General features: G+C 71.2%; 26 protein-coding genes. 21 read left to right on the forward strand and 5 right to left on the reverse strand.

What is annotated here, in order from left to right; genetic code table 11:
- Nucleotides 1-83: 83 nt before the first annotated feature.
- From BpN12_RS10050 to BpN12_RS10080, 7 genes are read left to right on the forward strand one after another with little or no spacing between them, the layout of a single operon-like run.
- Nucleotides 84-806 (forward strand): amino acid ABC transporter permease, encoded by a 723-nt coding sequence (locus tag BpN12_RS10050; RefSeq protein ID WP_246792364.1) that lies wholly within the window; start codon nt 84-86, stop codon nt 804-806.
- A gap of 9 nt (nt 807-815) precedes the next feature.
- Nucleotides 816-1,556, forward strand: coding sequence for an amino acid ABC transporter ATP-binding protein (locus tag BpN12_RS10055; RefSeq protein ID WP_246792365.1), 741 nt, complete (start codon nt 816-818; stop codon nt 1,554-1,556).
- A 13-nt stretch (nt 1,557-1,569) separates the two neighbouring features.
- Nucleotides 1,570-2,745: a M20 family metallopeptidase gene (locus BpN12_RS10060; RefSeq protein WP_246792366.1), complete on the forward strand. Its 1,176-nt coding sequence runs from the start codon at nt 1,570-1,572 to the stop codon at nt 2,743-2,745.
- Nucleotides 2,742-3,872 carry a mandelate racemase/muconate lactonizing enzyme family protein gene (locus tag BpN12_RS10065; RefSeq protein WP_246792367.1) on the forward strand — a complete coding sequence of 377 codons (1,131 nt, stop codon included), beginning with the start codon at nt 2,742-2,744 and terminating at the stop codon, nt 3,870-3,872. Before BpN12_RS10060 ends, BpN12_RS10065 begins: the two co-directional genes overlap by 4 nt.
- 20 nt (nt 3,873-3,892) lie before the next feature.
- A complete protein-coding gene (locus BpN12_RS10070) occupies nt 3,893-5,068 on the forward strand; it encodes a M24 family metallopeptidase (protein ID WP_246792369.1) in 1,176 nt (391 codons plus the stop codon).
- A 32-nt stretch (nt 5,069-5,100) separates the two neighbouring features.
- Nucleotides 5,101-6,333, forward strand: coding sequence for a pyridoxal phosphate-dependent aminotransferase (locus BpN12_RS10075; protein ID WP_246792370.1), 1,233 nt, complete (start codon nt 5,101-5,103; stop codon nt 6,331-6,333).
- 7 nt (nt 6,334-6,340) lie between these two features.
- Nucleotides 6,341-7,630 carry a glutamine amidotransferase-related protein gene (locus tag BpN12_RS10080; RefSeq protein ID WP_246792371.1) on the forward strand — a complete coding sequence of 430 codons (1,290 nt, stop codon included), beginning with the start codon at nt 6,341-6,343 and terminating at the stop codon, nt 7,628-7,630.
- A gap of 117 nt (nt 7,631-7,747) precedes the next feature.
- On the opposite strand, the gene BpN12_RS10085 is transcribed toward BpN12_RS10080, so the two are convergent.
- The 4 genes from BpN12_RS10085 to BpN12_RS10100 form a co-directional block, all read right to left on the reverse strand.
- Nucleotides 7,748-8,737: a threonine ammonia-lyase gene (locus BpN12_RS10085; RefSeq protein WP_246792372.1), complete on the reverse strand. Its 990-nt coding sequence runs from the start codon at nt 8,735-8,737 to the stop codon at nt 7,748-7,750.
- A gap of 82 nt (nt 8,738-8,819) precedes the next feature.
- Nucleotides 8,820-9,980 carry a porin gene (locus tag BpN12_RS10090; RefSeq protein WP_246792373.1) on the reverse strand — a complete coding sequence of 387 codons (1,161 nt, stop codon included), beginning with the start codon at nt 9,978-9,980 and terminating at the stop codon, nt 8,820-8,822.
- Between the two features lie 222 nt (nt 9,981-10,202).
- Nucleotides 10,203-11,030: an ABC transporter substrate-binding protein gene (locus BpN12_RS10095; protein ID WP_246792375.1), complete on the reverse strand. Its 828-nt coding sequence runs from the start codon at nt 11,028-11,030 to the stop codon at nt 10,203-10,205.
- A 226-nt stretch (nt 11,031-11,256) separates the two neighbouring features.
- Complete coding sequence (locus BpN12_RS10100; RefSeq protein ID WP_246792376.1) at nt 11,257-12,198, reverse strand: LysR substrate-binding domain-containing protein; 942 nt, start codon at nt 12,196-12,198, stop codon at nt 11,257-11,259.
- Between the two features lie 120 nt (nt 12,199-12,318).
- Between BpN12_RS10100 and BpN12_RS10105 the strand changes: the two genes are divergently transcribed.
- The 4 genes from BpN12_RS10105 to BpN12_RS10120 all read left to right on the forward strand — a co-directional run bounded on the left by BpN12_RS10105 (nt 12,319) and on the right by BpN12_RS10120 (nt 14,903).
- Nucleotides 12,319-12,732, forward strand: coding sequence for a VOC family protein (locus BpN12_RS10105; protein ID WP_246792378.1), 414 nt, complete (start codon nt 12,319-12,321; stop codon nt 12,730-12,732).
- The gene (locus BpN12_RS10110) at nt 12,729-13,673 is read left to right on the forward strand and encodes a 2-hydroxyacid dehydrogenase (RefSeq protein WP_246792379.1); all 945 of its coding nucleotides are present in this window, start codon (nt 12,729-12,731) and stop codon (nt 13,671-13,673) included. The genes BpN12_RS10105 and BpN12_RS10110 overlap by 4 nt, the downstream gene beginning before the upstream one ends.
- A gap of 132 nt (nt 13,674-13,805) precedes the next feature.
- Nucleotides 13,806-14,321 (forward strand): GNAT family N-acetyltransferase, encoded by a 516-nt coding sequence (locus BpN12_RS10115; RefSeq protein WP_246792380.1) that lies wholly within the window; start codon nt 13,806-13,808, stop codon nt 14,319-14,321.
- A 108-nt stretch (nt 14,322-14,429) separates the two neighbouring features.
- Nucleotides 14,430-14,903, forward strand: a complete 474-nt coding sequence (locus BpN12_RS10120; RefSeq protein WP_246792382.1) for a hypothetical protein — start codon at nt 14,430-14,432, stop codon at nt 14,901-14,903.
- 23 nt (nt 14,904-14,926) lie between these two features.
- On the opposite strand, the gene BpN12_RS10125 is transcribed toward BpN12_RS10120, so the two are convergent.
- Nucleotides 14,927-15,823 carry a LysR substrate-binding domain-containing protein gene (locus BpN12_RS10125; RefSeq protein WP_042628484.1) on the reverse strand — a complete coding sequence of 299 codons (897 nt, stop codon included), beginning with the start codon at nt 15,821-15,823 and terminating at the stop codon, nt 14,927-14,929.
- Nucleotides 15,824-15,974: 151 nt separating this feature from the next.
- Here BpN12_RS10125 and BpN12_RS10130 point away from each other — a divergent pair, with 151 nt between their 5' ends.
- From BpN12_RS10130 to BpN12_RS10175, 10 genes are all read left to right on the forward strand, one after another.
- Entirely contained in the window at nt 15,975-17,312 is a 1,338-nt protein-coding gene (locus tag BpN12_RS10130; RefSeq protein WP_246792384.1) for an NAD(P)/FAD-dependent oxidoreductase, read from the forward strand.
- A gap of 29 nt (nt 17,313-17,341) precedes the next feature.
- Nucleotides 17,342-18,067: an amino acid ABC transporter ATP-binding protein gene (locus BpN12_RS10135; RefSeq protein ID WP_246792386.1), complete on the forward strand. Its 726-nt coding sequence runs from the start codon at nt 17,342-17,344 to the stop codon at nt 18,065-18,067.
- Nucleotides 18,068-18,158: 91 nt separating this feature from the next.
- Nucleotides 18,159-18,995, forward strand: coding sequence for an ABC transporter substrate-binding protein (locus BpN12_RS10140; protein ID WP_246792387.1), 837 nt, complete (start codon nt 18,159-18,161; stop codon nt 18,993-18,995).
- 49 nt (nt 18,996-19,044) lie between these two features.
- On the forward strand, nt 19,045-19,824 hold the full coding sequence (locus tag BpN12_RS10145; RefSeq protein ID WP_246792389.1) for an amino acid ABC transporter permease: 780 nt from the start codon (nt 19,045-19,047) through the stop codon (nt 19,822-19,824).
- A 42-nt stretch (nt 19,825-19,866) separates the two neighbouring features.
- Nucleotides 19,867-21,204 (forward strand): NAD(P)/FAD-dependent oxidoreductase, encoded by a 1,338-nt coding sequence (locus BpN12_RS10150; RefSeq protein ID WP_246792391.1) that lies wholly within the window; start codon nt 19,867-19,869, stop codon nt 21,202-21,204.
- A gap of 59 nt (nt 21,205-21,263) precedes the next feature.
- Nucleotides 21,264-21,992, forward strand: a complete 729-nt coding sequence (locus BpN12_RS10155; protein WP_246792393.1) for an SDR family NAD(P)-dependent oxidoreductase — start codon at nt 21,264-21,266, stop codon at nt 21,990-21,992.
- Between the two features lie 125 nt (nt 21,993-22,117).
- Nucleotides 22,118-23,260 carry an SMP-30/gluconolactonase/LRE family protein gene (locus tag BpN12_RS10160; protein ID WP_246792395.1) on the forward strand — a complete coding sequence of 381 codons (1,143 nt, stop codon included), beginning with the start codon at nt 22,118-22,120 and terminating at the stop codon, nt 23,258-23,260.
- A gap of 306 nt (nt 23,261-23,566) precedes the next feature.
- Nucleotides 23,567-24,556, forward strand: a complete 990-nt coding sequence (locus tag BpN12_RS10165; RefSeq protein WP_246792398.1) for a PhnD/SsuA/transferrin family substrate-binding protein — start codon at nt 23,567-23,569, stop codon at nt 24,554-24,556.
- Nucleotides 24,553-25,578, forward strand: coding sequence for an amidohydrolase family protein (locus BpN12_RS10170; RefSeq protein ID WP_246792401.1), 1,026 nt, complete (start codon nt 24,553-24,555; stop codon nt 25,576-25,578). The genes BpN12_RS10165 and BpN12_RS10170 overlap by 4 nt, the downstream gene beginning before the upstream one ends.
- Nucleotides 25,579-25,622: 44 nt before the next feature.
- Nucleotides 25,623-26,903 (forward strand): MFS transporter, encoded by a 1,281-nt coding sequence (locus BpN12_RS10175; protein WP_246792402.1) that lies wholly within the window; start codon nt 25,623-25,625, stop codon nt 26,901-26,903.
- Nucleotides 26,904-26,946 lie beyond the last annotated feature (43 nt).

Genomic DNA, 26,946 nt, shown 5'->3' on the forward strand with positions numbered 1-26,946 from the left:
TCGAAATTCCTGCTTGACCGTGTTTTTTTGCATTTGTATAAATTGGCACATATCGCACAAATCATGAGCCACGGGAGCTGCGCATGTCACTGTCACTACTGCTCGACTATCTGACGTCGGGCGAATTCATCCACGGCGCCGCGCTGACGCTGCTGCTGACCATCGTCTCGCTCGTCTTCGGCATGTTGATCGGCCTGCTGCTCGCGCTGCTGCAAGGCACCCGCAGCCGCATCGCGAAGACCTTCACGTTCGGCTACCTGTGGCTGTTCCGCGGCACGCCGGTGCTATTCCAGATCATCTTCATCTACAACGTGCTGCCGTCGTTCGGGATCCGCTTCAGCGCGTTCGTCTGCGCGGTGCTGGCGCTGTCGCTGAACGAGGGTGCGTTCATGTCGGAGATCTTCCGCTCCGGCCTGCACGCCGTGAAGCAGGGCCAGCGCACCGCCGGCCTCGCGCTCGGCATGACGCGCGCCAAGGTGTTCCGCCACATCGTGCTGCCGCAGGCGCTGCGCGTGGTGCTGCCGCCGATCGGCAACCAGATGATCGGCATGCTGAAGCTGAGCGCGCTGGTCTCGGTGATCGCCGTGCAGGAACTGCTGCTGGTGGCGAACCAGGCCGCCAGCGCGAACTTCCGCTACCTGGAGGCACTGACGGCGGCCGGCATCTATTACCTCGCCCTCACCACCCTCTTCATGCTGCTGCAGGGCTGGATGGAGCGCGCGCTCGACCGCAAGCGCCACGCCGCCACGCGCCGCACGTCGCTCGCCGAGCGCCTGCTCGGCACCTCGCAACCGCTGCCCCGCTGAAGGACCGCCATGCCGACCCCACCGCTGCTGAAAATCCACCGCATCGACAAGCGCTACGGCGACACACCGGTCCTGAAGGGCTGCTCGATCGAGGTGCTGCCGAAGGAGACCATCGTGATCGTCGGGCCGTCCGGCTCGGGTAAATCCACGCTGCTGCGCTGCGTGAACCTGCTGGAGAGCGTCGATGCCGGCAACATCCTGTTCGAGGGCCGCGACGTGACGCGCGAACGCAAGCACGAGCACCTGGTGCGCCAGCAGATCGGCATGGTGTTCCAGAACTTCGAGCTGTTCTCGCACCTGTCCGCGGTGGAGAACATCATGCTCGCGCCGGTCACGGTGGCCGGCATGTCGCGCCACGACGCGCACGACCTCGCGCTCACGCTGCTCTCGAAGGTGCGCCTGCGCGAGCGCGCCGACCATTTCCCCGACCAGCTCTCGGGCGGCCAGCAGCAGCGCGTGGCGATCGCGCGCGCGCTGGCGATGAAGCCGAAGGTGATGCTGTACGACGAACCCACCTCCGCGCTCGACCCCGAGATGGTCAGCGAGGTGCTCGACGTGATGGCCGAACTGAGCGCCGAGGGCATGACGAGCCTGGTGGTCACGCACGAAATGGGCTTCGCCAAGCGCGCGGCCGACAAGATCGTCTTCATGGAAGCCGGCGAGGTCGTGTTGACCGACACCAGCGACCGCTTCTTCGGCGGCACGACGCACGAGCGCGCGCGCCGCTTCCTCGACCAGATTCTCCATTGACCGGAGCCCACGCATGGCCATGCAGCAACCCGACCTGTCCCGCATGAAGCGGGATCTCGCCGCCCTCGTCGGCATCAATACCGAAAACCCGCCCGGCCGCGAGATCGAAGCCGCGCAGTGGGTGCATCGCGCGCTCGAGGCCGAGGGCTTCGACCTGTCGCTGTCGGAATACAAGCCCGGCCGCGCCAACGTGATGGCGCGCCTCGAGAACGGCCCCGGCCCGGTGTTCGCGTTTAACACCCACCTCGACGTGGTGCCGGCCGGCGAAGGCTGGCAGTCCGGGCCGTTCACGCTGCGCGAGGCCGACGGCCGGCTCTACGGGCGCGGCGCCTGCGATGCGAAGGGCCCGCTCGCCGCGATGCTGGAGGCGATGCGGATGCTGGCGGCCGACCGCGCGAGCTGGTCGGGCACGCTGCTCGGCGTGTTCACGGCCGACGAGGAAGCGGCCAGCGAAGGCGCCAAGGTGTATGCCGCCGGCAAGCCGCAGGTCGATTTCGTGGTGGTGGGCGAGCCCACCTCGAACGCCACGTTCTCGGCCCACAAGGGCAGCCTGCGCCCGCTGGTGCGCGTCCACGGCGTGACCGCGCACTCCGGCACGCCGCATCTCGGCGACAACGCGATCTATCGCGCCGCCCAGCTGCTGAAGCTGATCGAGGGCCACCACGAGAACGAGGTGCGCTGCCGCTGCCACCCGCTCGTCGGGCCGGCCAGCCTGACCGTCACGCGCGCGCTCGGCGGCCATGCCGACAACGTCGTGCCGGGCGCCTGCGACCTGCTGCTCGACCGCCGCATGGTGCCGGGCGAATCGGAAGACGACGTCAAGCGCGAGATCGAGGCGCTGCTCGCGCTGGCCCACGAACGCTTCGGGGTGCGCGCCGAGATCCTCGAATACCGGCCCACCACGGGCGGCGCGACCGAGACCGCACTCGATTCGAAGATCGTGCAGGCCAGCCTCGAAGCCTGCCGCCGCCACGGCAACCCGGAACCCGGCCCGTTCGGCTTCCAGGGCGGCTGCGATCTGGTGCATTTCCGCAGCGTCGGCGCGGCCGGCGTGGTGATCGGCCCGGGCACGCTCGAGGTCGCGCACAAGCCCGACGAGTTCGTGCCGATCGAGGAGTTCCTGGCCTCGAGCCTGATCTATCGCGACGTCGCGCTCGAGATGCTGAAGCCGGGCGGCGCGCAATCGTGAAAGCCACCCTGCATCGCGCCGCGCTGCACTACGGCGACGGCCTCGTGCTGCACACGGCCGCCTCCGGCAGCGTCGGCGCGCTCGACGCGCTGTACCTGCGGCTCGCCGACGACGCGGACGACGCGACCGATCCGGCCGGCGCCACCGTCGGGATCGGCGAGACGCGCCTGAACATCGCCTACCTGAACGGCCTCGACGCCGACACGGTGATCGTCGACGCGCGCGCGGCGCTGGCCGCGATCGACTGGCGGCAGGATGCCGGCACGCTGCTGGCCGGCGCGGCGGCCTGGCTGCCGGGCCGGCTCGCGCCGGTGCGGATGCTGATCGACAGCGCGCTGCGCGACCGGCTCGCGCGCGAGCGGGGCACCAGCGTGGCCGCGCAGTTCGGCGCCGCTGCCGATGCCGATGCCACCACCTCGGCGCCGGCCTGGCCGACCAACCAGACGCTGTTCTGGTCGAGCGACGCGGTGCTGCTCGAACGCGCCGAACGCTACGTCGCGCGCGGCTTTCGCGACCTGAAGCTGCGCATCGGCATCGGCGCGTTCGACGACGACCTGCGCCGCATCGATCTTTTGCGCGAGCGCTTCGGCGCCACCATCGCGCTGTCGGCCGACGCCAACGGCCAGTGGCAACCGGCCGACTGCGCGGCGCGCTTCGCGGCGCTGGCCGCGCGCGGCCTCGACTACCTGGAGCAGCCGCTCGCCGCCGGCGACTGGGACGCACTGCGGCGCGTGGCCGAGACGAGCCCGCTCACGCTGATGCTCGACGAGAGCCTGCAGTCGCCGGCCGACGTCGACGCGCTGTGCGCGCTGGCCGGCTACCCGCTCGCCGCGCACCTGAAGCTCGTCAAGCTCGGCGGCATCGCGGCCACCGTCGCCGCCGCGCGGCAGCTGCAGCAGGCCGGCATCGCGCTGATGATCGGCCAGATGAACGAAGGCGCCGCCGCCACGGCCGCGGCGCTGCAGGCCTGCGTGGCGGTCGCGCCGCGCTGGGCCGAACTGTACGGCGCGGACGGGCTCGTCGACGATCCCGCCCACGGCCTCACCTACTCCGACGGCACGGTGCGCGCCGCCGGCCCGATCGGGCTCGGCGTCGGCTTCGACGCCGCCGCCACGCATTCACTTTGACTCATTCAGGAAACCTGACCATGCAGACCTCGCAAGGCCCCGCCCAAGGTTGCGAATCGGCGTTCGCGGCCGACGAATACGCGCGCCGCGTCGAACGCGCCCGCGCCTCGCTCGCCGCCGCCGGCATCGACGCCATGATCGTCACCGGCCCGGAAAACATCTTCTACCTGACCGGCCAGCAGACGCCCGGCTACTACACGTTCCAGGCGCTGGTGCTGCCGGTGGCGGGCGATCCGGTGTTCGTGATCCGCCAGCTCGAATATTTCAACTTCATCGCCAACACCTACATCAGCGACGCGCAGGTGTACGGCGACGGCGACAACCCGATCGACGTGCTGGCCCGCGTGCTCGCGCAGAAGGGCTTGACCGGCAAGCGGATCGCGCTGGAGAAGCGCGGCTGGTTCCTGCCGATCGCCGTCTACGAGACGCTCGCCGAACGGCTCGGGCCGATCGCCGACGCGAGCGGCATCGTCGAGGCGCTGCGCGCGGTGAAGTCGGCCGCCGAGATCGACAAGATCGCGACCGCGGCCGGCTACGTCGACGCCGGCATGCGCGCCGGGCTCGCCGCGGTGCGCGAGGGCAACACCGAGAACACGCTGGTGGCCGCGATGATGGGCGCCGCGATCGCGGCCGGCTCGGAATATGTCGGCATGGAGCCGCTGGTGTCGGCCGGCCCGCGCACAGGGGTGCCGCACGGCACCTGGCGCCGCCGCGCGCTGGAGCGCCACGCGCCCGCGTTCCTCGAGATGGCCGCCTGCCATGACCGCTACCACGCCGCGCTGATGCGCTCGGCCTGGATCGGCGAGGCGCCCGCCCAGGCGCTGGAGATGGAGAAGGTCTGCCAGGAAGCGCTGGCCGCCGCGCTCGACGCGATCCGCCCCGGCGAGCCGTGCGAGGCGCCGCATCTGGCCTGCCAGCGCGTGATCGACCGCGCCGGCTACACCGACAACTTCAAGAAGCGCACCGGCTACTCGATCGGCATCTCGTTCGCGCCGGACTGGGGCGAAGGCGCGATCCTCAGCCTGTACACCGGCGTGACCACGCCGCTGCAGGCCGGCATGACGTTCCACATCCCGCCGGCGCTGCGCATCTACGGCGAGTTCACGGTCGGCGTCAGCGAGACGGTGGTCGTGACCGACAGCGGCTGCCGCGCGCTCGGCACGATCGAACGCCCGCTGCTGCGCGTCCCCGCGTAAGCGCGCCCGATTCCGATCCCCACGAGGCCCCCATGACATCGAACCAACTGGCGCCGCGCATGACGCGGGTGCGGCCGTCGCCGACCGCGGCGATTTCCGACAAGGTGCGCGCGCTGCTCGCCGACGGCAAGCCCGTCATCAATCTCGGCGAGGGCGAGCTGCACTTCGACACGCCCGAGCACATCAAGCGCGCCGGCATCGCCGCGATCGAGCGCGGCGACACCAAGTACACCGCGGTGGCCGGCACCGCCGAGCTGCTCGACGCGATCGCCGACAAGTTCGCCACCGAGAACGGCATCCGCTACGCGCGCGCCGAGGTGATCGCCGGCACCGGCGCGAAGCAGCTGATCTTCAACGCGCTGCTCGCCACCATCGCGCCCGACGACGAGGTGCTGATCTGCGCGCCGTACTGGGTGTCGTACCCGGACATGGTCGCGCTGGCCGACGGCCGCGTGCGGGTGCTGCCGTCGAGCGCCGAAAACGGCTGGAAGCTCGCGCCCGAGGTGCTGCGCGCCGCGATCGGCCCGCGCACGCGCTGGCTGATCCTCAATTCGCCGAACAACCCGACCGGCGCCGTCTACACGCGCGACGAGCTGAAGGCGCTGACCGACGTGCTGCTCGAACACGAGCACGTGCTGCTGATGGCCGACGACATCTACGAGCACACGCGCTACACCGAGGCGTTCGCCACGCCGGCGCAGATCGAGCCGCGGCTGCGCGAGCGCACGCTGACCGTCAACGGCGTCTCGAAGGGCTATTCGATGACGGGCTGGCGGATCGGCTATGCGGGCGGCCCGGCCTGGCTGATCCGCGCGATGACGACGCTGCAGTCGCAGAGCACCTCGAATCCGAGCACCATCTCGCAGGCGGCCACCATCGCCGCGCTGCGCGGCGGCACCGGCTTCATGCGCGACTGGCTCGACACGCTGCGCGAGAGCCGCGACCGCGTGCTGGCCACCATCGCGCGCTGCGACGGGCTGCGTTGCGACGTGGCCGAGGGCGCGTTCTACGCGTTCGTCGACTGCCGCGCGCTGATCGGCGCGACCACGCCGGCCGGCACCGTGCTGCGCTCCGATTTCGACTTCGCGACCTACCTGCTGGAGACGGCGCACGTGGGCGTGGTGCATGGCGGCGCGTTCGGCGTCGAGCATCACGTCCGGATCGCCTACGCGGTGCCGATGCCGACGCTCGACGAGGCGTGCCGGCGCATCGAGGCGGCCTGCGCGGCGCTGGTGCTGCCGACCGTCGAAGCCGGCCAGCACTGAGGCCGCCATGCTCGATCTGGTCGCCGACGACGCCGACGCGCCCGCGCAGTACGGCGTGCTGGCCGCGCGGCTCGCGCAGGCGCTCGGCCTGCCGCTGCGCCACCTGAGCGCGAGCTTCGACATCGCCCGGCACGCCGACGCGCTCCAGCACGTGAGCGTGGACGGCGCGCTGGTGCCGAGCGGCCTGCTGTGGGCCGACCGGCTCGGCGGGCCGCCGGTGGGCGCGCCGCTCGACCCGGCCGCGCTGCTCGCGCTGGCCGCGGAGCAGGACGTGGTGGTGCCGTTCCATCCGGCCAACGCGCGCGCGCTCGGGCCGCTCGATCAGCTCGTCGCGCAGGCCGAACAGGCGCGCGTGCCGGTGATCCGCTACCGCGTCGCGCGCGAGGCCGGCAGCGGCATCGCGCGCGTGGTCGCGGCCGTACCCGGCGCCCGCGAGACCGTGCATGGGCTGTGCGCGGCGCGCCAGGACCGCTTCGGGCGCTGGCGCGATGCGGACGGCGACTGGGACGACGACGCGAGCGGCGACACAGATGACGAAGATAGGTCCGCCGTCGGCACGGCAGCTTCCACCCCGCTGCACATCGTGCTGGTCGGCCGCGAGGACGAGCAGCGCGAGGGCTACCCGGCCACGCTCGCGGCGCTGGCCGACGCGGCCGATGCCGTGGGCGTCGCGCTGCGCGTGAGGTTCGTGGCGGCGCAGACGCTCGACGACGGCAACGTCGCCGCGGCGCTGGCCGGCTGCGACGGCGTCGTGCTGCCCGGCGGCGCCGACATGGCGCGCGTGGCCGGCCAGATCGCGGCGGCCGGCCATGCGTGGCGCAGCGGCACGCCGGTGGTCGGCCTGTGCCTCGGCATGCAGTCGATGGCCACCGCCGTCGCGCGGCACGCGCTCGCGCGCCGCGACATCGGCATGCTGGAGGCCGAGCCGGGCATCCGCCTGCCGAGCTTCATGCCGATCGAGTCCGGCCCCGCCGGCGAGGCGCTGGTTCACCGGCTCGGCCGGCAGACCACCGTGCTCGCGCCGGGCTCGCGCCTGCACGCGCTGCTCGGCCCCGAGCATGCGATCCGCTGCAATCATCGCTATCAGCTGAACCCCGCGCTCGACGCGCCGCTCGCGGCCGCCGGCGTCGCGATCGTCGCGCGCGACGACACGGGCCGCGTCGCCGACGCGATCGAGGCCCGCGATCATCCGTTCTTCATCGGCATGCAGGGGCATCCCGAACTCGATTCGACCGACGGCGCCGCGCATCCGCTGCTGTGCGCGTTCCTCGACACCGTGCTCGGGCGCGTCGGCTGAGTCCAACTTTTCATCGCCCGCTGCGCCCCGCGCCAGACGCAATGGCCGGCATGCCCCCCGCTTGCGGGGGCACGCCGACCATCTCGTGACTACCGGCAACCGGTATGAACCGAATCCTCAGTCGTGCCCGCCCGTGATCGCCTCGGCGAACAGCGCCGCGTCGACGTTGCCGCCCGAGGCCACCACCACCACGCGCTTGCCGCGCAGCGCATGCGCGGCCGGATCGGCCAGCATCGCGGCCAGCGCGACCGCGCCGCCCGGCTCGACCACCACGCGGAACAGCTCGAAGCACAGCGCCATGGCGCGCTTCACGGCCGCGTCATCGGCGGCCAGCACGCCGGCCAGCCGCCGGCCGTTGATCGCGAACGGCAGCTCGGCCGGCAGCGGCGCGAGCAGCGCATCGCAGATCGACACGCGGCCGGGCGGGTTCGTCTCGCGCGCGCCCGAGGCAAGCGAGCGGCGCGTGTCGTCGAACGCGGCCGGCTCGGCGGCCCAGACCCGCGCCCGCGAGCCGGCCGCCTCGACGGCCAGGCAGATGCCGGCCGACATGCCGCCGCCGCCGCACGGCGCGACGATCGCATCCACCTCGCCGCCCAGCTGCTCCAGCGCTTCCCAGGCCACCGTGCCCTGCCCGGCGATCACGTGGTGATGGTCGCCGGGCGGCACCACCGCGTAGCGGCCGCGCTCGGCCAGCTCGGCGGCCACCGCCTCGCGGCTCTGCCGCTCGCGGTCGTAGCGGATGATGGTCGCGCCGGCCAGGCGCGCCTTCTCGACCTTGTTCTCCGGCGCGTTCGACGGCATCACGACGATGGTCGGAATGCCGAGCATGCGCCCGACCGTGGCGATCGCCTGACCGTGGTTGCCGGTCGAGTACGCGACCACGCCGTCCGGGCAGGTCGCGCGGTCGAGCCGCGACAGGCAGTTGTAGGCGCCGCGAAACTTGAACGCGCCGGTGTGCTGGAGGCTCTCCAGCTTGACGAAGACCTGCGCGCCGGTCAGCGCGTCGAGCCGGTCCGCGCGCACCACGGGGGTTCGCACCGCGACGCCGGAGAGCCGCTCGGCCGCGTCGCGCACGTCCTGCGCGACGGGCATCTGGAATGACAACATGGTTCCTGCCTCGATGTTCGAAAGATGATGTGCCTGCCACGCAGGCGGCGCCACCCGAAGAGCGGCGCCGCCTGCGCGATGATCAGAACCGGTGGCGCAGGCCGACCGTGACGATTTCCTGGGTGCGGTGGCCGTCCACGCCATACGACGAGATCGTCGCCAGCGCGGCCTGGGTGCCGCCCGAGGTGGTGCGCTGCACGCCGCTCGCGCGCTGGAACGCGGCGGTGGCGTAGACGTCGGTCAGCTTCGACAGGTTGTAGAAGGTGCCCGCGCTGAGCACGTGGTAGTGCGCGGCGGCGTCGCCGCGCGCGGCCGTGTAGATGTAGCCGAGGCCGAAGCGCAGCGCCGGGGTCCAGCGATAGAAGCCGTACACGCGGCCGGTGTCGTAGCGCTCGGTGGACGTGAAGGTGGACGCGCCGTCGGCCGTGTAGCGCGCGTTGCTGTAGCCGACGCCGAGCGTCCACGGGCCGCTCTGGTACTGGCCGGCGATCTGCGCGATGTCGAGCGTGTGCGCGCTCTGGTAGGCGGCGTTGATCGAGCCGCCCTCGAACAGCGCGTCGGTGGTGCCGCTGGTCCAGCCGCTGCGCTTGCCCGATGCCGCGTTCGCGTTGGCGGCCTGGAAATAGCCGGCGGCGAGCCGGAACGGCCCCTGCGTGTACGACACCGCGCCGCTGAACGTGTAGCCCTGCCCGGTCGAGCCGGCCACGCCGCCGAACGCGTACAGCGTCTCGAACTGCAGGCCGGAATAGTCGCGGCTGATGAACTTCACCGCGTTCGACACGCGCGCGCTGAAGTCGTTGTTGTCGACGTCGCCCGGTGTCGCGAACGGCACGCTGCCGCCGGCGCCGTCGGCCGTCAGCGGCTGCACGAGATCGACGATCGGGTCGTACATGCGACCCATCACGAGCGTGCCCCAGCGGTCGCTGGCGAGCCCGAAGAATGCCTGCCGGCCGAATTCGCGGCTGCCCTGCAGCGACTTGCCGGTGCCGATCGCGAAGCCCGATTCGAGCTGGAACACCGCGCGCAGGCCGCCGCCGAGATCCTCGCTGCCCTTCAGCCCCCAGCGGTTGCCGGACAGGCCGCCGCTCAGCATGCTGAAGCGGTTGCCGCTCGAGGTGGACAGGTAGCTGATGCCGGCATCGACGATGCCGTACAGCGTGACGCTGCTCTGCGCGCGCGCGGCCGGCGAGAGGCTGCCGAGCGCGAGCGTCGCGAGCCCGAGGGTTGCAAGGTTCTTTTTCATGGTGGATCTCGTAGCGAGTGGGAGGGTTCGGCAAAAACAATCCGGATCGGGCGCGCTGCCACTCCATCGATTCGCATGACTAATGAATCGACAGGATGCAGCGCGCCGTCGAGGCGGCGTCACCGCCTCGATCCGGTATTTCGATGGGAACGGCGCGCCGCCGGGGGCGGTCGCGCGGGTGTCGTCGGGCCGGACGCGCGCGGCGTCAGCCGGAGGCGCGCGTTATTTCGCGGCGCCGAAGATCGACACGGAAGCCGGCAGCTTCCACTTGTCGATCAGCTGCTGGTAGGTGCCCTGTGCCACCACCTTCGCGAGCGCGTCCTTCAGCGCGGCGGCCGTCGCCGCGTCGCCCTTGCGCACCGCGAAACCGATCGTGGTGGTCTGCTCGAACTCGCCGCCGACGGCCTGGTACACGCCCGGCACCTCGGTCATCAGCTGCACCGTGCCGGGCGTGGAGTTGTAGATCGCGTCGGCACGGCCCTGGCGCAGGCTCAGCGCGGAATCCTGCGCGGTGGGCAGCGTCATGACGGTCGGCGCCGGCTTGCCGGCCGCCTTGCAGCGCTCGACGTCGGCGCGCGCGTAGGTTTCCTCGATGCCGCCGAGCGTGACCGCGAGATTCTTGCCGCAGATCGAATCGTCACGGCCGGTGATCTTCGCCGGGTTCGACGCCTGCACGATCACGCGGTCGCCGATCCGCAGATACGGCACGAAGTCCACCTGCGCGCTGCGCGCCGGCGTGATGTACATCGCCGAGTTGATCATGTCGAGCCGGCCGCCCTGCAGCGCCGGAATCAGCCCGCTGAACTGCATGTTCTGCGGCGCCGGCGCCACGCCCATCTGCTTCGCGACGGCCGCGACGAGGTCGATGTCGAAGCCGGTCAGCTGGCCGCCCTTGGTGAATTCGAACGGCGCGAAGGTAGCCGCGACGCCGTAGGTCAGCTTGCCCGCCTCGACGGTTTTCAACGGCGAGGCCGCCTGGGCGGGGGCGGCGGCGACACAGGAGACGAACGCGGACGCGAGCAGGGCGCGCAGGACAAACGGGAATTTCATGACGGCTCCAGGCTTGGGGTTGAGAGTTTTGCTTGAGTTGTACAAATTTATACAAACGTGAAAATTCTCAGTCAAGCGGGAATTTAATTCGTTGTGGCGAACATCCGTCATTTTCTGGCTCGGGCGTGGTGCCCTGGTACGGGATGTTTTGTATTTTTCATCCACTGTGTACAGGCTCGACGCGCGCCGCCGAACAATCCGCGCCGGCCCGCGTGCCGGCCCGCGCTCAGCCCTTCGCGCGGGCCGGCGGCGCCGCGAGCGCGCGTTCGAGGATCGCCAGCATGGCCGGCAGGTCGGGCTCCTGATTCGTCAGCAGGACGATCGATCGTTCGTAGGCGGCGCCGTCGATCGGCACCAGCCGGCACTCGCCGGTGAAGCGCTCGATGCCGGACCAGCGTGGCACCAGCGCCACGCCCATGCCGTCGGCGACCAGCATCGCGATCGCCTCGAGCGCGTCGAGATCGCAGAGCACCGACGGCTCGATCGCCTGATCGGCGAGCCACTGCGAGGCATGGCGCCCGCCCCATGCGTCGGGGTCATAGCGGATGTACGGCAGCGCGCGCAGCAGCGCCGCCGGCCGCGCGCGCGCCGACGGCGCGACCGCGCCCGGCATCATGGACGCTCCTGCCGCGCCCGGCGCCCCGGACGCACGCTGCTTCGGCGCCAGCATCACGAGCGGCTCGCGCCGCAGCGTGACCGCGCGCAGCATCTTCGGCAGCACGAACGGCGGGTCGACCACCACGGCCGCGTCGAGTTCGCCGGCCTGCAGCATCTGGAACAGCGCGCGCGAGGTGCCGGGCACGATCGCCGGGCGGCCGGCCGGCGCCGCCTGGGTCAGCGCGCGCAGCGCGGCGGGCAGCATGCCCGTCAGCGCGGTGGAGATCGCGCCGATCCGCAGCGTGCCGGCCAGGCCGTCCGCGCTCGCGTCGCCCTTGAGCAGCGCCGCCTCGCGCACCAGGCGCCGCGCGCGCGGCAGCAGCGCCAGGCAGGCCTGAGTCGGCCGCGCCGTGTGGCCGCTGCGCGACAGCAGCGCGAAGCCGAGTTCGCGTTCGAGCGCCTGCACGCGCTGGCCGATCGCGGCGGCGGTCAGGTGTTCGATGCGTGCCGCGTCGGCGATCGAGCCGCTGTCCACCACCGCCAGCAGGCTTTTCAGGTATCGCGTTTCCAAAAGCAATCCTTTTGGTTAAGAAATAATTCCATGCTATCGCTTTCGAAATTCGGTTGCTACGCTTCCGTCCATGCTCGTCGGGCCAGTCCCGCCCGCCCCACTCGATACCGGAGTTCCGCCATGCAGACCCGCTTCCACCTCGCGTACCACGTGCGCAATCTCGACGAATCGCGCGCGTTCTACGGCACCCTGCTCGGCTGCCGCGAAGGCCGCAGCACCGACACCTGGGTCGATTTCGATTTCTTCGGCCACCAGATCTCGCTGCATCTGGGCGAGCCGTTCCCGGTCACCCACACCGGCCACGTCGGCGAGCACAGGGTGCCGATGCCGCATCTCGGGCTGGTGATGGCGATGCCCGACTGGAAGGCGCTGGCCGCGCGGCTCGCGGGCGGCACCGTCGATTTCGTGATCGCGCCGAGCCTGCGCTTCGAGGGCGAGCCCGGCGAACAGGCCACGATGTTCTTCCGCGACCCGAGCGGCAACCCGATCGAGATCAAGGGCTTCGCCGACCTCGACAAGGTGTACGCGAAATGAGCCGGGTGCTGCCGTTCCTCTGCGCGCCGTCCTACCCGTTCGCCGAGCCGTGGCTCGCCGCGCTGCGGGCCGCGATGCCCGAGGAGACCATCGTGCCGTTCGCGTCGCTCGATGCCGCCGCGCGCGCGGCCTGCGACGTGGCGATCGTCGCGAACGCGCGGCCCGAGGACTTGCGCGAGCTGCCGAACCTGACGTGGGTCCACAGCGTGTGGGCCGGCGTCGAGCGCCTGCTCGCCGACCTGGCCGACATGGAGCTGCGCATCGTGCGGCTGGTCGATCCGCAGCTGGCCGAGAACATGGCCGAGGCGGTGCTGGCCTGGACCCTCTACCTGCATCGCGACATGCCGCGCTACGCGGCGCAGCAGGCCGCGCGGCAGTGGCGCCCGCACGACTACCGGCGCCCGGCCGACAAGACCGTCGCGCTGCTCGGCATCGGCGCGCTCGGCGAGGCGGCCGCGCGGCGCCTCGTGGCGGCGGGCTTTCGCGTGCGCGGCTGGAGCCGCACGCGCAAGACGCTGCCGGGCGTCGCCTGCTATGCCGGCGAGGCCGAACTGCCGGCGATGCTGGCCGGCGCGGACATCCTCGTGTGCCTGCTGCCGCTCACGCCGCAGACGCACGGCATCGTCGGCGCCGACGCGCTGGCCGCGCTGCCCGAGGGCGCCGCGCTGATCAACTTCGCGCGCGGCCCGATCGTGGACGACGACGCGCTGCGCGCGGCGCTCGACAGCGGGCGGCTCGCGCATGCGGTGCTCGACGTGTTCGACCGCGAGCCGCTGCCCGAGGATGCCTGGCAATGGGCCCATTCGCGCGTGACGGTGCTGCCGCATATCTCCGCGCCGACCGATCGCGACACCGCGTCGGCGATCGTGGCCGCCAACCTGCGCCGCTATCGGCAAACCGGCGAGATCCCGGCCACGGTCCAGCGCGAACTCGGCTATTGAGGCCGGCCGACCGCCGTCGCAACACGGGGCGGACGGTCCATCGCCTCCGGTGATTTCACCGACACCCGGCGCTCCCGCGCGAAGCCGGGCCTCGGTAGAATCGGCCGGTTGCCACCCGAGAGCTGCCCACCCGTGTCCGATCCCGTTCCTCATCTGCGCCGCGCCGGCGCCGCCGACGCCGGCGCGATCGCCGCGCTGCATACCGCGAGCTGGCAGGCCGCCTATGCCCACCTTCTTCCCGTGGACTATCTGCTCGGCGAACTGCCGGCGCTGCAGGCGCGGCACTGGCAAACCTATCTGGGCCGCGATGCGCGCGACCAGGGGCTCGTGATGCTCGCCGAGCACGACGGCGTGCCGGTCGGCTTCGTCAGCGCCGAGCGACCGACCGATGCGGCGCTCGGCGTGCTGCTCGATTCATTGCACGTGCATCCGGCCCATCACGGGCGCGGCGCCGGCACCCGCCTGATCGACGCGGTGCGCGACTGGGCCCGCGAACTCGGCGCGGCGCGCGTCCACCTGTTCGTGCTCGAAGGCAACGCGCGCGCGATCCGCTTCTACGAACGCAGCGGCTGGACCCAGGCGGGATCGGCGTCGAGCCAGATCGGCCGGACGCCCGTGACGGACCGCATCTACGTGATGCCGACGTGATGCCGGTGTGAGCGCGGTGCACGCCATAGGCCAACGCCCGAACGGAATAAATCCGCGCGGCCGGCGTCCTGATCCATAGCTCAACCCGCCGGCTAACGCCCCGCTCCGATGCCCCCTACCCCGTTCACGCCGCGTCCGTTCGCGGCCACGCTGCGCGCCGCGCTATGCGCCGGCCTGCCGGCCATCCTGCTCAATACCGCGCTGCTGATCGCGGCCGACCACGCCGGCATCGTCACCGCGCGCGGCGGGCTGCTCGGCCTGCTCGTCAAACTGGCCGGCCCCGCCCATCCGCCCATGCTGGCCGGCAGCTGGGCGTTCCGGCAGCTGTTCCACATCGCCGTCGGCCTGCTGATGATGGCCGCCTACGCGTTCACGCTCGGTGCGTGGCGCGCGCCGGCCGTGCTGAAGGGGCTGCTGGCCGCCGCGCTCGTGTGGCTGCTCAATGCCGCCGTGATCCTGCCGCTGCTGGGCCAGGGCTTCGCGGGCGCGCGCCTGCTCACGCCGCTCGGTCTCGCGAGCTTCGCGGCCATCCACACGCTGTTCTTCGTCACGGGCGCCGTGTTGTACGAACGATGGCGATGACGCCGCCCATCACACGCGATCCCTCACGCCGCGGCGGCCACGCGTGCCATCCGCGCCCGTGCCATCGCGAGGAACACCTGCACGATCGGCTTCTCCTGCTGCCACTGCGGGCACACGATGAAGCCGCGAAACACGATCTCCGGCGCGAACGGCCGGAACACGATGCGCTGCGGATTGGTCTCCTCGATCGCGAGCGGATTCACGATGCCCACGCCGAGCCCGCGCGCGACCAGCGCGCAGATGGTGGCGCCATACGGCGTCTCGATGGTCGGCACCTGATCCGCGTGGGCCTGGCGCAACACGCGATCGACGCTCGCGCGCGTGTCGTCGGCATAGGACGGCAGGATCAGCCGCTCGCCGCGCAGGTCGGCCGCCACGATCCGCTTGCGTGAGGCCAGCGCATGCCCGGCCGGCAGCGCGCACACGCCCGGCAGCCGGTACAGCGCGGCGCTCGTCACGCCGACCACGTCGGGCGTGGTGGTGGTGAAGCCGATGTCGCAATTCGACGACGAGGCCCAGCGCTGGATGGTGCCCTCGCTGCGCATTTCGAGCGAGACGGCCACGCGCGGATGCTCGGCGAGGAAATCGTCGATCACCGCGGGCAGGAACGACAGCGCCATGATCGGCGCCGCCACGAGCCGCAGCCGCCCGCTGCCGAACTGGCGGATCTCGCGCGCGGCCTGCCCGAGCTTCTCGAGCCCCACGAAACTGCGATCGACCTCGCGATAGAACGCGGTGCCGGCGTCGGTGGCGCGAATCCGCCCGCCGTGACGCACGAACAGCGCGAGCCCGGTGGCCGCCTCCAGCTCGGCGATCAGCCGGCTCACGCTCGGCTGCGAGGTGTTCATTTCCTCCGCGGCGGCCGTCATCGAGCCGCGCAGCATCACCAGCCGGAAGGCCTCGATCTGCCGTTGGTTCATCCGTTCCCCCCTCGCCCGGCACGCCGGATTTGTCAGGATTCCATCGCAGCTTGCCATATCAAAATTGAATGGAAGCTGTTTTTGTCGCTATTTGACCGGATCTCGTCCACAAACCTAGACTGGTTCCCAGCTCAAGCCACGGGGAATCCCGATGCGACCCGACGCCTTGCTGTTCCATGACGCGTTCCGCCTCGCGCCGTACTGGTGGGATGCCGCGCCGCCGGAAACCGATCACGCGCCGCTGCCCGCCGCGGCCGACGTGGTGATCGTCGGCAGCGGCTACTGCGGGCTGTCCGCGGCGGCCGAGGCCGCGCGCCTCGGGCTCGCGACGGCGGTGATCGATGCGGCCGAACTCGGCGCGGGCGGCAGCACGCGCAGCGGCGGGATGGTGTCGAGCGGCCAGAAGCTCGCGCTGACCAACGCGATTCGCGGCGTGTCGGCCGAGCGCCTGCAGCGGCTGATGCGCGAGTCGATCGCGAGCTTCGACTTCCTCAAGCAGCTGGTGGCCGACGAACGGCTCGACGCCGACCTGCAGATCAGCGGCCGCTTCTTCGGCGCCTACACGCCCCGCCACTTCGACACGCTGCGCGCGCAGGGCGAACTGCTGCGCGAGAAGACCGGCGTGACGGTCCACCTGATCCCGCGCGAGGCGCAGCGCGCGCTGATCGGCACCGACTACTACTACGGCGGCATCCTGATCGACGACTACGGCGGCCTCCACACCGCGAAATATCACCGCGCGCTGCGCGCGCTCGCGCGCCGGCGCGGCGCGACGCTGCATTCGCATGCCGGCGCGCGGCGCATCGAGCGGCTCGGCACGGCTGCCGGCGGCGCGCGGTTCCGCGTGCATACGGCGCGCGGCACGATCGAGGCGGCCCACGTGCTGGTGGCCACCAACGGCTACACCGGCGATCTTCTTCCGTTCCTCGCGCGCCGCGTGCTGCCGGTGGCGAGCTACCAGATCGCCACCGAGCCGCTGCCGCCGGGCCTGATGGACGCGCTGAACCCGGGCCGCCGGATGGTCAGCGATTCGCGCCGCAACCTGTTCTATACGCGCCCGTCGCCGGACGGCACGCGCATCCTGTTCGGCTCGCGCCCGGCGATCCGCGATCTCGACGAGCGCGACGCGGCGCGCCGGCTCTACGCGAAGCTCGTGTCGCTGTGGCCGGCCCTGCGCGACGTGCGGCTCACGCATGCCTGGAAGGGTTTCGTGGCGATGACCAACGACCGCCTCGCCCATCTCGGCGAAGCGGACGGCATCCACTACGCGCTCGGCTGCAACGGCAACGGCGTCGCGCTGATGACCTGGCTCGGCCAGCGCATCGCGCGGCGCCTCGCCGGCGCGGCCGCCGAGGCCGGCCCGTTCGGCGAGGGCGCGTTCCCGCTCGGCGCCGCCTCGCTGGCGCGCCCGCTCGCGGTGCCGGTCGGCGCGGCGCTGTACCAGCTCGACGACTACTGGAGCGGCCGGCATCGCGCCGCGCTGGCCTGATTTCCCGTTTCCGTTCGCAGGAGTCCGCGATGATCGCAGTGCGCAAGGTTTCGAAATGGTATGGCGAGCACCGCGTGCTCGACGACTGCTCGGCCGAGGTCGGGCGCGGCGAGGTGGTGGTGATCTGCGGGCCGTCCGGCTCCGGCAAGTCCACGCTGATCAAGTCGGTCAACGGGCTCGAATCGATCCAGCAGGGCGAGATCGTGATCGACGGGCGCCGCGTGGGCGGCAGCCCCGCGCAGCTGTCGGCGCTGCGCGCGACGGTCGGCATGGTGTTTCAGCACTTCGAACTGTTTCCGCACCTGACGGTGCGCGAGAACCTCGTGCTGGCCCAGGTGAAGGTGCTGCGGCGGCGCCGCGACGAGGCCGCCGAACGCGCGCGCACGCTGCTGCGCCGGGTTGGCCTGCACGCCCACGAGGACCGCTATCCGGCCCAGCTGTCCGGCGGCCAGCAGCAGCGCGTGGCGATCGCGCGTGCGCTGTCGATGGACCCGGTCGCGATGCTGTTCGACGAACCCACCTCGGCGCTCGACCCCGAGATGGTCCACGAGGTGCTCGACGTGATGACGGAACTCGCGCGCGACGGCATGACGATGCTGTGCGTGACCCACGAGATGGGTTTCGCGCGACGCGTGGCCGACCGCGTCCTGTTCATGGATCGCGGCGCGATCGTCGAGGACGAGACCAGCGAGCGCTTCTTCGAACGCCCGCGTTCCGCACGCGCACAGGAATTCCTGTCGCGCATCCTGCATTGAAGCGGGCCTCGCCCGCGCCGTTGCCTGCCCGCTGCACCCGTGCCCGACCCGCGCTTCACCCGCGTCTCACCCGATCCGAAGGAGTTCCGCCATGCGTTTCCGCCAGTTCCTCCGTGCCGTCGCCGTTGCCGTGCCGCTGTCCGTCGCGGCTGCCCTCACCGTGTTTTCCGCCGCGCCCGCGTTCGCCGACGATCTCGGCACGCTGGCCCCGGGCAAGCTGATCGCGGGCGTGGACGCCAACAACAAGCCGTATTCCTACGTCGACAACGGCAAGATGACGGGCTTCGACGTCGAGCTGCTGCGCGCGATCGGCGCGAAGCTCGGCCTGCAGGTCGAGTTCCGCGCGCAGGACTTCGCCAGCATGCTGCCCGGCGTGGCGAACCGCCAGCTCGACGTGGCCGCCGGCTCGATCTCGATCACCACCGACCGGCTCAAGATGGTCGACTTCTCCGAAGGCTACCTGACCGGCCTGCTCAGCGTGGCGACGCTGCCGGACAGCCCGATCACGGCCGACCTCGCGACCGTCAAGGGCAAGCGGATCGGCGTGGTGCAGGGCACCATCGAGGACACCTACGCCGCCACCTACATCCCCGGCGCGCAGGTGGTGCGCTTCCCGAACCTGAACGCCGGCTTCCTGCAACTGCGGTCCAGATACATCGACGGCTACTTCATCGACAAGACGCTCGCGGTCGGCCTGCAGGCCAAGTACCCGCAGCTGAACCTGCAGGACAAGCTCGACATCTCGGCCGTCAACCTGCCGGCCGGCTTCCCGCTGCGCAAGGGCAACACGAAGCTCGCGGCGGCGCTGAACCAGTCGATCGACGCGCTGGTGGCCGACGGCACCTGGCTCAAGCTCTACAAGCAGTTCAACCCGACCTACCCGACGCCGGCCAGCCTGCCGCCCTACGCCATGAAGACGGGCGGCTGAACCGCGCTGCCTGCCCGCCCCGCCCGGCCACTTTCACGAGGAGTCCATCATGCAGGCCTTCATCGAGAATTTCCTCGACTGGCAGTTGCTGACGTCGTCGCTGCCGACGCTGCTCTACACCGGTCTCGTCAACACGCTCGTGCTGTCGGTGTTCGCCACGCTGCTCGGCATCGCCGCGGGCCTCGTGCTCGCGCTGATGGCGGTGTCGCCGACGCGCTGGCTGACGGTGCCGGCGCGCATCTACGTGGACGTGTTCCGCGGGCTGCCGGCCGCGCTCGTGATCCTGGTGGTCGGCCAGGGGCTCGCGCCGGTCGGGCTCGCGCTGTTCGGGCCGAACCCGTACCCGCTCGCGATCGTCGCGCTCGCGCTGATCTCGTCGGCCTACATCGCGGAGATCTTCCGCTCCGGCATCCAGAGCGTCGGGCGCGGCCAGCTCTATGCGTGCCAGGCGCTCGGCATGACCTACTGGGCCGCGATGCGCTACGTGATCGTGCCGCAGGGCATCCGGCGCATCCTGCCCGCGCTCGCGAACCAGTTCATCTCGATCGTCAAGGATTCGAGCCTCGTCTATTTCCTTGGACTGCTGACCTCGCAGCGCGACCTGTTCACGATCGGCCAGAACAGCGCCGTGAACACCGCGAACCTGTCGCCGCTGGTGGCGGCCGGCGCCGTCTACCTGCTGATCACCGTGCCGCTCACGCACGCGATCAACCATCTGGACCGCTGGACCAACCGCCACGCCAATCCCGGCGCGCAGCGGCCGCCCCGCGCCGCCGCGATGCGGCGCGTGATGCGCGCGGCCGTCGCGCGCGTCGCGCCGCGCCACTGAGCGCCGCCTCCCGTTACTTCTGACCAGGAAACCCGATTCGACATGGGACCGACAGTCGACACCGTAGCCGACGACACCCGGCCGCCCGCGCAAGCGGACGTCGTGGTGATCGGCGGCGGCATCATCGGCATCAGCACCGCGCTCGCGCTGGCCGACAAGGGCCTGTCCGTGGCGCTCTGCGAGAAAGGCCACATCGCCGGCGAGCAGTCGAGCCGCAACTGGGGCTGGGTGCGCGTGACGCGCCGCGACCCGCGCGAGCTGCGCCTCGCGATCGAGAGCCTGCGGATCTGGCGCACGCTCGATGCCGCGCTCGGCATCGACACCGGCTTTCGCCAGTGCGGGATCCTCTATATGTCCGAGGACGAGGCCGCGATCGACGACCATCGCGACTGGTTGCGCCGCGCGCGCGACGAGGCCGGCGACACGTTCGACACGCGCGAGGTGGGCGAGCGCGAGATCGCCGCGCTGCTGCCCGGCGCCACCGTGCGGTACCGCGGCGGCCTGTACACGCCTGGCGACGCGCGCGCCGAGCCGCAGAAGGCCGCGCCCGCGATCGCCAACGCGCTGCGCCGGCGCGGCGTGTCGATCCTCACGCCGTGCGCGGCGCGCGGCATCGAGACGAGCGGCGGGCGCGCGAGCGCGGTGGTGACCGAGCACGGCACGATCCGCTGCTCGGCCGTGGTGGTGGCGGGCGGCGCGTGGACGCGCTATTTCTGCCGAAGCCTCGACGTGGAGCTGCCGCAGCTGCTGGTGCGCGCCTCGGTGATGCGCACCGCGCCGCTCGCGGGCGGCCCGGAGATCAGCGCGAGCAACAAGCACTTCGCGTTTCGCAAGCGCGCCGACGGCGGCTATACGATCGCGGCCGGCTTTCGCACCTGGACCGATCTCACGCCCGACGCGTTCCGGCTGTTCTTCCTCTATCTGGAAGCGCTGAAGAGCCAGGGCGGCGCGATGCGGATCGGCATCGGCCGGCGCTTCGTCGACGAACTGCGCCGCCCGCGCCGCTGGGCGCTCGACCGGCCGACCGAGTTCGAACGCGTGCGCACGCTCGACCCCGAGCCGATCGCGCGCTACGTGGACCCGGGGCTCGCGGAATTCCTGCGCGTGTTTCCGCATCTGGGCGCGGCACGCGTCGCGCAGCGCTGGGCCGGCTACATGGACGTGACGCCCGACGCGATTCCGGTGATCTGCGGCGTCGAACGGATCCCGGGGCTCTTCATCGGCACCGGCTTCTCGGGGCACGGCTTCGGCATCGGCCCCGGCGCGGGCCGGCTGATGGCCGACCTCGTCGCCAACGACACGCCGCTCGTCGATCCGCGCGCGTTCCGGCTGAACCGCTTCTACGACGGCACGAAGATCGTGATCGACGCCGGCTTCTGACCCGGGCAGCGGCGGCGCGTGTCCGCCCCTGCCCCTCACCCACTTCACGAGGCGCTCCCATGACGGACAAGGTGGCGATGATTTCCGGCGCGAATCGCGGCATCGGGCTCGCGATCGCCCATGAACTGCGGCGGCGCGGCTATCGGCTGTCACTCGGCGTGCGCGATCCGGGCGGCCTGGGCGATAGGTTTGCCGATACGTTCGCCGATACGTTCGGCGGCGCCCCCGCTCCGGCAGTACTCGCGTCGCGCTACGAGGCGCGCGACCCCGAGGCCGCGCGCGCCTGGGTGGCCGAGACCCTCGCGCGCTTCGGCCGGATCGACGTGCTGGTCAGCAACGCCGGGATCTGCCGCCACATCTCGTTCGAGGACGGCACCGACGCGCTGCTCGAGGAGACGCTCGACATCAACGTCAAGGCGCCGTTCCGGCTCGTGCAGGCGGCGCTGCCGCATCTGCGCCGCGCGGGCGGCGCGCGCTTCGTGCAGATCGCATCGCTGTCGGGCAAGCGCGTGCGCAACGCCAACGTCGGCTACCAGATGTCGAAGCACGCGGCCGTCGCGCTGACGCACGCCGTGCGCCGCGCCGGCTGGGACGACGGCCTGCGCGCGGTGGCGGTGTGCCCCGGCTTCGTCAACACCGAGATGGCGGCCGGCCTCGCCGACCTGCCCGCCGAGGCGATGACGCAGCCGGACGATATCGCCCGGCTGGTCGCGAACACGATCGAGATGCCCGATTCGGCCAGCATCGCCGAGCTGCTGGTGAATTGCCGGCACGAGGATCTGTTCTGAGACGAGCACGCCGCCCGCCCCTGCTTGACCCGTACCGGCCGGCGCGACGGCCGCGGGCCGGCCTGCCGCGGAACTGCGGCGCGCCGGGCCGATCTATGCCTGTTTGCGCCTCCATCGATCCCGCTATGCCGATCAATCGACGTCAGTTCCTGGCCGCCGCCGGCGCGGCCGCCAGTTCGCTCGGGGCCGGCCCGGCCGCAGCGGCACCCGCGCCGCTGCCGCTTCGGATCGCCGTGCGCTCACCCTGGATGGCCAACCAGGTCGCGTTGACCCATGACGATCTGCTGTTTCTCGGCCTGCCGCGCTACGCGCGTGATCGGCCCACGCCGTCGCTGGCACGGCGCGCCGCGGACGGCACGCTCGCGCCGTTCCCGGGCAATGCGTGGAACGCGTGGCAGCCCGGCGACGACGGACGCAACGCGTTCGTCTACCTGAACGCCGTGCATGTGTTCGCCGACGACACCGTCTGGTGCGTGGACCAGGGCTCGCTCGCCCCCGGCATCTTTCCCGGCATCGACGCGACGCTCGATCCCGCCGCGCAGAAGCTGGTGCGGCTCGACGCGCGCTCGGGCCGCGTGATCGAGGTGCTGCGCTTCGACGCGACGATCCTGCCGCCCGGCGCGCAGATGAACGACCTGCGCTTTCACCGCTCGATGCTGTACATCAGCGACTCCGGACTCGGCGGCCTGATCGTGCATGACCGCGCGACGGGACGCACGATGCGGCGGCTGTCCGCGCTGCCGGTGACGCAGGCGTCGCCCGCCGCCGTTCCGGCGATCCTCGCGCACGTGAAGGGCAGCCAGACCTTCCATCCGCCCGACAGCGACCTGATCGAGATCACGGCCGACGGCCGCTGGCTCTACTGGGCCTCGCCCACCGGCCCGGTGCGCCGCATCGAGACGCGCTGGCTGGACGACCCGTCCCTCACCGATGCCGACCTGGTGCGGCGGGTCGAGCATGTCCATGACAATCGCTTCGCGGGCGGCTGCGCGATGGATTCCGCCGGCAACCTCTATTTGTGCGAGACGATCACGCGGCACATCACGCTGCTCGCACCCGACGGCCGGACCGCGGTGCTCGCCTCGGACCCCACGCTGATCCGCCCGGACGGCGCGTTCATCAGCCGCGACCGGCGGCTCTACATCCCGATCAAGCAGCCGGTCGAGGATGCCGCCCATCCCGACGCCCCGCCGTTCGCCATCTACGCCATCGATCTTCCCGCGCAGTTCGGCACGATCGCCCTCGGCAGCGCCGTGACCGGCGCCTGAGCGCACCGGCGCGAGGCGGCCATGCGCGCCGCGCTCGCCGCGGCTCGCCGGCCCGCCCGCGGCGGCGCCGGCCGCCAGGTCGACGGCCTCGCGCCGCCCCCCTTCGCGCGATAAGTACCGGCGCCGCCGCGCGCCGGCCCGCCGCGTCGCGGCACCGGCGCTGCCGCGGCGACGAAAAGTGCCATCGAATCTCGCTTTTGTATAGGGACGCCGGCATCGGTCGCCCCCTATTCTCCTTGCATCGCGCCGCCAGTCGGCCCCGGCCATCCGGCCCGCGGCCGCCACGGCGCGCAAAGCAAGGAGACGATGTTGACCCAGCAAGTCCGGCTCAAAATTGCCATCGCCGACCATCCGCACACGCGCGCGATCCGCGACGGTTCGATTCCCATCGAGGGCGTGGATGCGGAATTCGTCACGGTGCAGCCGCAGATCGGCGCGTTCCGGCGCATGGTGCGCGACCTCGAGTTCGACGTCTGCGAACTGGCGCCCACCACCTACCTCATCGCCCGCGCTTACGGCGCGCCGTTCGTCGCGCTGCCGGTGTTCGTGGTGCGCCGCTTCCATCACGGCGGCCTGCTGGTGCGCGCCGACGCGGGCATCGCCGCGCCGCGCGACCTCGAAGGCAGGAAGGTGGGCGTGCGCGCCTATTCCGTCACGACCGGCGTGTGGACGCGCCAGGTCCTGATCGACGAGTTCGGCCTGGACGTCTCGCGCGTCACCTGGGTCGTCGACGACGAGGAGCACGTCACGCAGCTGCGGCTGCCGCCCAACGTCGTGCGTGCCCCGGCCGGCCGCTCGCTCGCCGACATGATGGCGCGCGGCGAACTGGCCGCGGGTTTCGCGGGCGCCGCCGGCATCGGCCGCACCGGCGCGCCCACCGGCGGCTGGCAGGAAGTGGCGGCGGACTACCCCGACCTGCTGCCGGACGCCGAGGCGCTCGAGGCCGACTATTACGCGCGCACCGGCATCTATCCGATGCACGGCACCATCGTCGTGAAGGACGCGGTGCTGGCAGCGCACCCGTGGGTGGCGCGCTCGCTGCACGACGCGTTCGAGGAGGCCAAGCAGGCGTGGCTGGCCCGACTCGACGCCGGCGAGGCGGACACCGCCAGCGACCGCAAGTATCTCGCGCTGCGCCGCATCGTCGGCCACGACCCGCTGCCCTACGGCCTCGCGGCAAACCTCAGGACCATCGAGGCGCTGGAGGCCACCGCGTTCCGCCAGGGACTCACGCCGCGCCGCCTGGCGGTGGGCGAGCTGTTCGTCGATCCGCTCGCCCGGGAGCTGCACGCATGATCATCGATTGCCACGGGCACTTCACCACCGTCCCCGCCTCGTTCCGCAACTGGCGCGCCAGGCAGGTGGAATTCGCCGACGATCCGCGCCGCGCGCCCGCGCTCGACGGCGCGCGGGTCGGCGACGACCAGATCCGCGACGCGATCGAAAACGGCCAGTTGAAGCTGCAGCGCGAACGCGGCTGCGACCTCACGCTGTTCTCGCCGATCGCCGGCCTGATGAGCCACCACCTCGGCAACGAGCGCACCAGCCTCGAATGGGCCCGCGTCTCCAACGACCTGGTCCATCGCGTCACGGCACTCTATCCCGACAATTTCGCGCCGGTCTGCCAGCTGCCGCAGTCGCCCGGCGTCGCGCCGGCCAACAGCGTCGCCGAGCTGCGCCGCTGCGTGGAGCAGCTCGGCTTCGTCGGCTGCAACCTGAATCCGGACCCGAGCGGCGGCTACTGGACCGGCAAGCCGATGACCGATCGCGAGTGGTATCCGCTCTACGAGGCGCTGGTCGACCTCGACGTGCCGGCGATGATCCACGTCGCCGCCTCGTGCAACCCGTGTTTCCACGGCACCGGCGCGCATTACCTGAACGCCGACACCACCGTGTTCATGCAGCTGCTGCAATCGGACCTGTTCCGCGATTTCCCGGGCCTGCGCCTCGTGATCCCGCACGGCGGCGGCGCGGTGCCCTATCACTGGGGCCGTTATCGCGGCCTGTCGCTGGAACTGCGCGAGCGACCGCTCGAAGGGCTGCTGGACAACGTGTTCTTCGACTCGTGCGTCTATCACCAGCCCGGCGTCGAGCTGCTCACCCGGGTGATCCCGGCCGACAACGTGCTGTTCGGCTCCGAGATGATCGGCGCGGTGCGCGGCCGCGATCCCGACACCGGCGAGTATTTCGACGACACCCGGCGCTACCTCGACGCCTGCCCCGCGCTCGACGACGAAGACCGCCGCAAGATCTTCGAAGGCAACGCGCGGCGCGTCTATCCGCGCCTCGACGCGCGCCTCGCGGCGCTCGGCAAATGACGGCCGGCCCGCAACCCAACCAGGCAGCGTCGGGAAAAGAATCCATGGAGACGAACCATCACGAACCCCACGGCGCCGTCAACCGCTGGGGCATCCTGGCCCTGCTCGCGATCGGCGTGCTGACTTCGTTCATCGATCGCACCAGTATCTCGAGCGTGCTGGCGGACGGCGCCTTCATTCGCCACTTCGCGCTGAGCGACGTCGATCGCGGCTGGATCAACTCCGCGTTCTTCTGGTCCTACGGCCTCTGCCAGGTGCCGATGGGATGGGTGGCCGACCGCTACGGCGTGAAGTGGCCCTACGCCGCCTGCTTCGCGCTCTGGTGCCTCGCCACCGCGCTGATGGGTGCCGTCACGACGCTCGCGGGCCTGGTCGTGATGCGCCTGCTGGTCGGCATCGCCGAGGCCATCGTGATCCCGGCCAGCTATCGCTGGATCCGCAATCACTTCGACGAGCGCAACAACGGCCTCGCCGTCGGCATCCTCGCGATGGGCAACAAGTTCGGCCCGGCGCTGGGCGCCCCGGTGGGCGCGTGGTTCATCGTCCACCATTCGTGGCGCGCGATGTTCGTGGCGACCGGCCTCGTCGGCCTGCTCTGGCTCGTGCCGTGGCTGCTGATGGTGCGCAACGACCTGCCGGGCCGGGCCGAACTCGCGGCGGCCGACCGCCGCGCGCGCACCGTGGGCCTCGGCGAGATCCTGGCCAGCCCGGTCGTGTGGGGCGGCATGATCACCAACTTCTGCTACGGCTATTTCACGTTCTTCTGCATGACGTGGATGCCCGCCTACCTGGTCGAGCAGCGCGGCCTGTCGATCGGCCGCTCGGGCATCTTCACGTTCTTCAGCTTCGCCGGCATCGCGATCGTCGCGGCGCTCGCGGGCTGGGCCGCCGATCGGCTCATCGCGCGCGGCCACGATGCGGTGCGCGTGCGCAAGGCCTTCATCATCGCGGGCTTCGTGGGCGGCTGCACCGTGCTGCTGGGCGCTCACGCGCGCTCGCTGTCGATGGCGCTGTTCTGGAACGTGCTGTCGCTCTCGCTGCTGGGCCTGACCACCGCGAACAACCTGGTGCTCTCGCGGCTCACGCTGATCCCCAGGCAGGCGATCGGGCTCGTGACCGGCGTGCAGCAGGTGGCGACCAGTCTGGCGGGCGGCGTGGCCGCGAGCCTGTCGGGCTGGCTGCTGCATGTGGGCCACGGCTATGCGCTGCCGATGCGGGTGATCCTGGTGCTGCTGCTGGTGGGCGCGGCCGCCACGGCCATTTTGTTTCGCCCGCAGTGGGCGCCGAAGGTGAGCGCCGCGCCGGGCGAGCTGCATCGCGCATGACGCGGCGCGCGCGCTCCGGCATCACCTCTTCGCGGCGCCCGCG

The sequence above is a fragment of the Burkholderia perseverans genome (genome assembly GCF_022870505.1).
Taxonomy (GTDB): domain Bacteria; phylum Pseudomonadota; class Gammaproteobacteria; order Burkholderiales; family Burkholderiaceae; genus Burkholderia; species Burkholderia plantarii.

Bases quoted from the DNA above. Each gene is read 5' to 3' on its own strand.
- BpN12_RS10050 (WP_246792364.1), top strand. From the start codon at position 84: ATGTCACTGTCACTACTGCTCGACTATCTGACGTCGGGCGAATTCATC.
- BpN12_RS10055 (WP_246792365.1), top strand. From the start codon at position 816: ATGCCGACCCCACCGCTGCTGAAAATCCACCGCATCGACAAGCGCTAC.
- BpN12_RS10060 (WP_246792366.1), top strand. From the start codon at position 1,570: ATGGCCATGCAGCAACCCGACCTGTCCCGCATGAAGCGGGATCTCGCC.
- BpN12_RS10070 (WP_246792369.1), top strand. From the start codon at position 3,893: ATGCAGACCTCGCAAGGCCCCGCCCAAGGTTGCGAATCGGCGTTCGCG.
- BpN12_RS10075 (WP_246792370.1), top strand. From the start codon at position 5,101: ATGACATCGAACCAACTGGCGCCGCGCATGACGCGGGTGCGGCCGTCG.
- BpN12_RS10080 (WP_246792371.1), top strand. From the start codon at position 6,341: ATGCTCGATCTGGTCGCCGACGACGCCGACGCGCCCGCGCAGTACGGC.
- BpN12_RS10085 (WP_246792372.1), bottom strand. From the start codon at position 8,737: ATGTTGTCATTCCAGATGCCCGTCGCGCAGGACGTGCGCGACGCGGCC.
- BpN12_RS10090 (WP_246792373.1), bottom strand. From the start codon at position 9,980: ATGAAAAAGAACCTTGCAACCCTCGGGCTCGCGACGCTCGCGCTCGGC.
- BpN12_RS10095 (WP_246792375.1), bottom strand. From the start codon at position 11,030: ATGAAATTCCCGTTTGTCCTGCGCGCCCTGCTCGCGTCCGCGTTCGTC.
- BpN12_RS10105 (WP_246792378.1), top strand. From the start codon at position 12,319: ATGCAGACCCGCTTCCACCTCGCGTACCACGTGCGCAATCTCGACGAA.
- BpN12_RS10110 (WP_246792379.1), top strand. From the start codon at position 12,729: ATGAGCCGGGTGCTGCCGTTCCTCTGCGCGCCGTCCTACCCGTTCGCC.
- BpN12_RS10120 (WP_246792382.1), top strand. From the start codon at position 14,430: ATGCCCCCTACCCCGTTCACGCCGCGTCCGTTCGCGGCCACGCTGCGC.
- BpN12_RS10125 (WP_042628484.1), bottom strand. From the start codon at position 15,823: ATGAACCAACGGCAGATCGAGGCCTTCCGGCTGGTGATGCTGCGCGGC.
- BpN12_RS10130 (WP_246792384.1), top strand. From the start codon at position 15,975: ATGCGACCCGACGCCTTGCTGTTCCATGACGCGTTCCGCCTCGCGCCG.
- BpN12_RS10135 (WP_246792386.1), top strand. From the start codon at position 17,342: ATGATCGCAGTGCGCAAGGTTTCGAAATGGTATGGCGAGCACCGCGTG.
- BpN12_RS10140 (WP_246792387.1), top strand. From the start codon at position 18,159: ATGCGTTTCCGCCAGTTCCTCCGTGCCGTCGCCGTTGCCGTGCCGCTG.
- BpN12_RS10145 (WP_246792389.1), top strand. From the start codon at position 19,045: ATGCAGGCCTTCATCGAGAATTTCCTCGACTGGCAGTTGCTGACGTCG.
- BpN12_RS10150 (WP_246792391.1), top strand. From the start codon at position 19,867: ATGGGACCGACAGTCGACACCGTAGCCGACGACACCCGGCCGCCCGCG.
- BpN12_RS10155 (WP_246792393.1), top strand. From the start codon at position 21,264: ATGACGGACAAGGTGGCGATGATTTCCGGCGCGAATCGCGGCATCGGG.
- BpN12_RS10160 (WP_246792395.1), top strand. From the start codon at position 22,118: ATGCCGATCAATCGACGTCAGTTCCTGGCCGCCGCCGGCGCGGCCGCC.
- BpN12_RS10165 (WP_246792398.1), top strand. From the start codon at position 23,567: ATGTTGACCCAGCAAGTCCGGCTCAAAATTGCCATCGCCGACCATCCG.
- BpN12_RS10170 (WP_246792401.1), top strand. From the start codon at position 24,553: ATGATCATCGATTGCCACGGGCACTTCACCACCGTCCCCGCCTCGTTC.
- BpN12_RS10175 (WP_246792402.1), top strand. From the start codon at position 25,623: ATGGAGACGAACCATCACGAACCCCACGGCGCCGTCAACCGCTGGGGC.